Raw genomic sequence first — 6,420 nt, 5'->3', positions numbered from 1 at the left:
ACGCGCACCGTGCGGCCCGCGAGATCGGTCACGGTCGCCGGCGCGGGCGACACCGCGGGAACCGGCTCGGCCGTCGCCGCCGTTGCGTGTGCAACGGTCGCGCCGACCATCCATGCGATTGCGCCGATGCACGCGCGCCGCACCCACGCCTGTCTGAAAATTGCCATAATGTCGCCTCTGAATGAGAATCATTGCCATTTGAAGGGCGACACTGTAATCACCGCGTGTAATGGCGATGTGTTGGAAGCGCGGCCTTTTGTAATGGAATGTGTTGGCGCGTCTTTCCTTTCAGAATCATTTCGATTTATCCGGAAGCTTCCCCCGATGGACCACATCCTTGTCGTCGACGACGATCCGAACATCCGTACGCTGCTCGGCGACTACCTGCGCGGCATGAACTACCGCGTCACGCTGGCCGAGAACGGCCTGCAGCTTCGGCAGGCGCTCGGGACGTCGACCGTCGATCTCGTCGTGCTCGACCTGATGCTCGACGGCGAGGACGGTCTCGACCTCACGTGTGACCTGCGGCAGCGCCACGACGTGCCGATCGTGATCCTGAGCGCGCGCGGCGGCCTGCTCGACCGGATTCTCGGCCTCGAGATGGGCGCGGACGACTACCTGCCGAAGCCGTTCGATCCGCGCGAGCTCGTCGCGAAGATCAAGGTCGTGCTGCGTCGCACGCGCGCGATTCCGGGCACGCGGCGCACGGAAGCGTCGTCGCGCGTCAGCTTCGCCGGCTGGCATCTCGATACGCGAATGAAGCAGATGATGTCGCCCGACGGCGTCGTCGTGTCGCTCGGCGGCTCGGACTACCGCACGCTGCGCGCACTGCTCGATCACCCGAACCGGCCGCTGTCGCGCGAATTCCTGCTCGATCATGTGTTCGGCAAGGAGCGTGCGCCGCTCGATCGTTCGATCGACGTGTGCGTGAGCCGGCTGCGCCACCACCTGAAGGACGCCGCGCGCAATGCGGCGCTGATCCGCACGGTCCGCAACGAGGGTTACATGCTCGTCGCGGATGTCGTGCACGAAGCATGACGGGCATGCGGCGCATGAAGCTGCGCGTGTGGCCCGACTCGCTGTTCGGGCGGCTCGTCGCGATCCTCGCGGCCGGCATGTTCGCCGGCCAGATGCTGACCGGCACGATCTGGTTCGACACGCACGACAACCGCATGCTGGAAATTCCGGCGCGCCTGTTCGCGAGCCGGCTCGCCGATACGCTGCGGCTCGTCGACGCCGCGCCGGACCCGGCCGCGCGCGACGCGGTCATCGCCACGCTGGGCGATGATCGCTACCGGCTCAAGCGCATCGATGCGCCCTCGCCCGTCGGCACGCTGAATTTCGCGCAGCACGCAACGGCCGGCCTGATCGCCGGCGTCCTGTCGCAGCGGCTCGGTGCCGATGTGCCGTTTCGCCTCGTCGAAGCCGCGTTGCACGACGACGCAGGCCATCATGCCGGCCCGCTGAGCCTGTTCGATTCGCGGATGCCGACGGGCGAATTCCACGTGCAGGTCGGCCTGCCGTCGGGCGGCTGGCTCGACGTGCGCGCCGACGAAGGCCAGGCCGGCATGCATGCGATGCCCGCGTCGCTCGTCTTCGATTACCTGTTGCGGCTTTACCTGATCCGTTTCGTCGCCGTGTGCGCGGTCGCGTTCGTCGCGGTGCGCTTCGCGCTGAAGCCGCTGACGCAGCTCGCACGCGCCGCCGAAGCGCTCGGCCGCGACATGCACCGGCCGCCGCTGGCCGTCGACGGGCCGTCGGAAGTGCGTCGCGCGGCCGAGTCGTTCAACGCGATGCAGCAGCAGCTGATCGACAGCTTCGCCGGGCGTGCGCGCTTTCTCGGCGCGGTGTCGCACGACCTGCGCACGCCGCTCACGCGCTTGCGGCTGCGGACCGAGATGCTGCCGGATCCCGAGTGGCGCGACCGGCTGCGCGGCGATCTCGACGAAATGGAAGCGATGGTGCGCGGCGCGCTCGACGCGGTGCGCGGCGTGGAGGTGACGGAGCCGCGCTGCGACATCGATCTCGATTCGATGCTCGAAGGGCTCGCGGAAGATGCGCGCGATACCGGGCAGGCGGTCACGATCGGCGGGCACGCGTCGGCGCCGGTGTCGGGCTTCGCGCGCAACCTGAAGCGCTGCCTGCAGAACCTGCTCGACAACGCCGCGCACTACAGCGGCGGCGCACCGGTGACGATCGACGTGCGCGACGGCAAGGACGCCGTGCGCATCGTCGTCAGCGACACCGGCCCCGGCCTTCCCGACGACTGGCTCGAACGCGTGTTCGAGCCGTACCGGCGCGGCAGGCACGCCGATCCCGACGACGGCGGCACGGGGCTGGGGCTCACGATCGCGCGCAGCATCGCGACGCTGCATGGCGGCACGCTGATGCTGCGCAATCGGGACGGTGGCGGGCTCGATGCGGTTCTTACGCTGCCGCGCGAGCGTGCGTGAAGGTTGCGAGCCCGAGTTCCCTTGCTCAGGGGAAAGAAGTCGCGTGCTGATGGTTTCGTGTGCATCGCATCGGCAAATGTGCCGCAATGAGTGACGACGGTTGCAGCGCGCCCCTCGCCCCTGAATGCTGGCCTCGCAGAATCGGCCATCCCGACGGATCGATCAAATCGGGCCGGAGATTCGCAAGCGGTAGCGGTCCTCGGTCGCACCACCTTCGTTCCCGCATACCGCAAGCATCGCAACCGGCTCCTCTGCGATCCGCTTGCCGCCCGACACGGGATCAGACAGAATCGCGACGAACGAATCGGACTGAACATCCGCGTTGCGCGGCGCAGCGGATCTCAATTGGGCGCGTCAATGCCTCCTTTTATCGAAGCCCTCGTCGACTGGACCACCGTCTCACTCGGCGGACTTGGATTGCTCGCCCTGATATTGGGCGTGCTGGCCCCGGACCGGTGGATGTTCGACGCCGGCTATGGATGCGTTCCCGACGGCCGGGATCTGGTTCTGTCGCCACGCCGCGTGCGCATCAACCGTTTCGTCTGGTGGCTGCTCGGTTTCGGCTTCGGCATGCTCGGGCTGGCCTGTTTGATCGGCGTACCCGCGTTGGCCGGGCTCCTGACCGGAGACGAACTGCATGCATGGTACGAATGGCTCGGCCTCGGCATCACGGTCGTACTCCTCGTCGGCGTTGGCGTGCTGATGATCTGGATCGGCTGCAAGCTGATGCGCGCGCGCTGGTTCGGCGGCCCGCTGCGTGAAGCCCGCTTCTGCTGGCGAGACGGGGAACGCTGGATCGACATCACCACCACGCGGCTGCTGCGCAGGCCGGTGCGGCATACCTACGCGTGCCGCGATCTCGAGCGTGTGCTGATTGGCGCGCGCCGGAGTCTGGACGGTGCAGTCGTGGGGGGCTCATGGACGACACTTCAGCAAAATCTGGTGCAGCTGATGCTCGTTTTTCGCGCCCATCCACCGATCGACCTGATGGGCCGGTTCAACGATGGCGCCGGGGCGCGCCGCATGATCGACATGATCGGCACCTGGTGCGGCGTCGAAGTACAGCGCGTCGAAGGCTTGCCGGACGTGACGCCGTTCAATTTCGACCGGATCTGACGTTGCCAGACGGGTTTTAATCGGGTCGCCTTTGTCATCGCGGCGACGCTGCAGCGGCCGCAGCTTGTCGGCTGCCGGCTACGCCGGGATAATTTCCCGTTCGCGCGCAACGCGCTCAAGACAAATACAACGGTTTCCCATGGCGTCGCCGGGTTCACGGGGATCCTGGGCACTGAAAGAGAGAGGGCCTCGCCGATGCCGGTTGACACGGGTTTTGATCGCAATGCATTCAGGGAATATCCGCTGGATGGCGCACTGCTGCGCTTTCACCCCGCGACGGGAACGCACGTCCGGATCGAGAATCCCGCGACCCGCCACTTGCGACGCCTCGCACCGCGAGTCGTGATGTTCGGGATCACGAACAAGTGCAATCTGTCCTGCGATTTTTGCTCGCGCGACGTGCGGCGTGATAGCGCCTGGTCCGTCCGGTCGGCCGTGGACGTCCTTCGCGGCCTCAGCGAAGCTGGAACGCTGGAAGTCGCCTTTGGCGGCGGAGAGCCGTTCGCGTTCCGTGGGTTCGCCGAGCTGATCGACATCCTTCATGACACCACGCCGCTTGCGCTGAACGTCACGACCAACGGAACGTTGATCCGGCGAAACACGTTTGCGTCCTACGCCGGCCGCTTCGGTCAGGTCCGCGTCTCGCTCTACGATGACGTGCGCTGGCGCGACACGGGCACGGTCCTGTCGGAATACGGACAAAGGTGGGGCGCAAACCTGATCGTCGACGACGCCGTGCTGCCGGGGCTTCCCGCACTGCTGGCCGAACTGGCCACGCTGGGTTGCCAGGACGTCTCGTTGCTGTCTTACATCGGCCCGGATCTGCGCAGGCACCTTTCGCCACGCGGGCGGGCGCAGCTTGCGGCGATCGTGCAGGACTCGCCGATTGCATGCCGCCTGTCGGTATGCTTTGGCGACGCGGTTCCCGTACCCAGACTGTTCGATGGCGCTGATGGAAGTGGCGACTGCGGCGCAGGTCTGGACTTCGTTTCCATCACGCCTGACCAGCGCATGCAGGGCTGCTCGTTCCATGACGGCGGCCTGCCGGCGACCAGTGCGGAGGAAATCCTGCATGGGTGGTGGAACGAGCGGCCGCGTCTCGAGCAGCCAAGCGCGCGGCGGGGCTGTGCACGTCGCAACGCAGGCGTCAGTCGCCCCCGGTCCACGCCATCGGTCAGTGTGTGGCAGGCATTCTCCGGCAACAACAGCGGCGAGTGCGTGATGGTCGCGAAGTTCGAGACCCTCGCGGATGCGGACGCCTACCTCGCCCAACTGCTGCCGTCATGGGCGCCGGATGCCGAGTACTCGTCCGAGTGGAAGCGCCTGTTCAAGGAAGAAGCGGTGGCGGGCCCGGGATTGTCGGGCGGAGGATCGCCTCGCGAGCTGGCGGCGATCGGTCGCTCGGTGATCGCAACGGGATACGAAGCAGACGACCTGTTCCCTGAGTTGCGCGCACTGGCCTGGAAGAAAGGCGCATACGTGGTGCCCGACGGAATCCATGCCCATGACGTGTTCCTGCTGGCAGCGGTGCGTGCGTCGAGCGCCGATGACGCCCGCAACCTAGCCGGCCTCGCGCCCCATCCCGCCGCCAGGACCTGGCTGCATGGCGATGTCGTCCTCGTCACGCTCGAATTGCAGGGTGACAGCGTGCCGGGTGAACTCATCGAGACCCGACAATGGCTCACCACCTATGCGGCCGGGCGCCCGCTTGCCGCGGAGCTCGTGTTTGACGACCTGGACGAGGCGGCCATGCTGTCGGTCATGAAGCGGCTCGGTGCGGAGATCGGCAGAACGCCCAGGCTTGCGCTGCATTTCGGATGGCGTGACGCTGCCGGCGAGAAAGCGGTTCGATTCGCGCAAATGATCGGCGAGGGCCAGACGAACGTCGCAGGCAAATGTGTGTTGGTATCGGGCCTCGAGCGGCGCAAGCGGCTCGCCGTGCTGGCCTATCGGCAGGGTGCGCACGTCAGGGCCCTCGACGGCCAGGAAGTACGTGTCAGCGCCTATTTTGTCGTGCCGGGTGCCAAGCCTCAAAAGAGCCGGCGTGCGGAACCCGGCGAGATCGATATTGGCCGGGTTCGCGAAGCGCTCCACCAACGGTTTCCGGGCGGCATACGCATCGATGTCAGGGCGGGATATCGTCGAGACACGGCCTACGTGAACATCGTCACCGCGGACCCCGGATACGCTTTCGCTCAGCTCGAACAGCTTGCAGCGTGGTTGGGTGCCACGCTTTCCATCGGGGTTCACGAGGTCGATCCGCTGGCGTTCGCGGTTCGGCGCGTAATCGCGGACGTACGGTCCTGATCATTCTGCGCTCACGCCTGCCTGGCCGTAGCCTGCGCCGCCAGCGCGGCCCGCTCGATCCAGCGGATGGCCGGCGCATCCTGCTCGCCCGGCGCGGGCCTGCCGATCAGGAAGCCCTGCACCTCGCGGCAGCCGGCATCCGTGATGCACGCCAGTTGCTCCTCCGTCTCGACACCTTCCGCAACGGTCGTGACACCGAGACGCTTGCCGAGATCGGCCACCGTGCGCACGACGGCCGCGCAGTCCGGGCGCGTGACCGCATCGCGCACGAAGCTGCCGTCGATCTTGATCTTGTCGAACGGGAACGCGCGCAAATGCGCGAGCGACGAGAAGCCCGTGCCGAAATCGTCGAGGGCGACGCGCACGCCCATCGAACGCAGCGCGCGCAGGTCCGCGATGGCCTTGCCTTCGTCGTGCAGCAGCGCGGTTTCCGTCACCTCGATTTCCAGCCGGTCGGGCGCGAGCCCCGCGCCGGCCAGCGCGGCCGCGAAGGTCGGCACGATCGTGCCGTGGCCGAGCTGCCGCGCGGACACGTTGACGGCGA

The 6,420-nt window shown here is 66.9% G+C and carries 5 protein-coding genes; 4 read left to right on the top strand and 1 reads right to left on the bottom strand.

All coding sequences use genetic code 11. The annotated features are described in order from the left end of the window. Positions 1 to 324 precede the first annotated feature (324 nt). From G3N99_RS32590 to G3N99_RS32575, 4 genes are all read left to right on the top strand, one after another. Complete coding sequence (locus tag G3N99_RS32590) at positions 325 to 1,038, top strand: response regulator (protein ID WP_206124429.1); 714 nt, start codon at positions 325 to 327, stop codon at positions 1,036 to 1,038. A 5-nt stretch (positions 1,039 to 1,043) separates the two neighbouring features. After that, a complete protein-coding gene (locus G3N99_RS32585) occupies positions 1,044 to 2,453 on the top strand; it encodes a HAMP domain-containing sensor histidine kinase (protein ID WP_206124428.1) in 1,410 nt (469 codons plus the stop codon). A gap of 90 nt (positions 2,454 to 2,543) precedes the next feature. Further along, complete coding sequence (locus G3N99_RS32580) at positions 2,544 to 3,569, top strand: hypothetical protein (protein ID WP_206124427.1); 1,026 nt, start codon at positions 2,544 to 2,546, stop codon at positions 3,567 to 3,569. A 195-nt stretch (positions 3,570 to 3,764) separates the two neighbouring features. Then, the gene (locus G3N99_RS32575) at positions 3,765 to 5,876 is read left to right on the top strand and encodes a radical SAM protein (protein WP_206124426.1); all 2,112 of its coding nucleotides are present in this window, start codon (positions 3,765 to 3,767) and stop codon (positions 5,874 to 5,876) included. An 11-nt stretch (positions 5,877 to 5,887) separates the two neighbouring features. On the opposite strand, the gene G3N99_RS32570 is transcribed toward G3N99_RS32575, so the two are convergent. Next, positions 5,888 to 6,420: EAL domain-containing protein (locus G3N99_RS32570; RefSeq protein ID WP_206124425.1), on the bottom strand; the 533-nt coding region annotated here is incomplete at its 5' end.

Origin of the sequence: Burkholderia sp. Ac-20392 (assembly GCF_017104585.1) — a bacterium.
GTDB classification, from domain to species: Bacteria; Pseudomonadota; Gammaproteobacteria; order Burkholderiales; family Burkholderiaceae; genus Burkholderia; species Burkholderia lata.
This window is presented reverse-complemented; position numbering and strand designations above follow the sequence as displayed.

Bases quoted from the DNA above. Each gene is read 5' to 3' on its own strand.
- G3N99_RS32590 (WP_206124429.1), top strand. From the start codon at position 325: ATGGACCACATCCTTGTCGTCGACGACGATCCGAACATCCGTACGCTG.
- G3N99_RS32585 (WP_206124428.1), top strand. From the start codon at position 1,044: ATGCGGCGCATGAAGCTGCGCGTGTGGCCCGACTCGCTGTTCGGGCGG.
- G3N99_RS32575 (WP_206124426.1), top strand. From the start codon at position 3,765: ATGCCGGTTGACACGGGTTTTGATCGCAATGCATTCAGGGAATATCCG.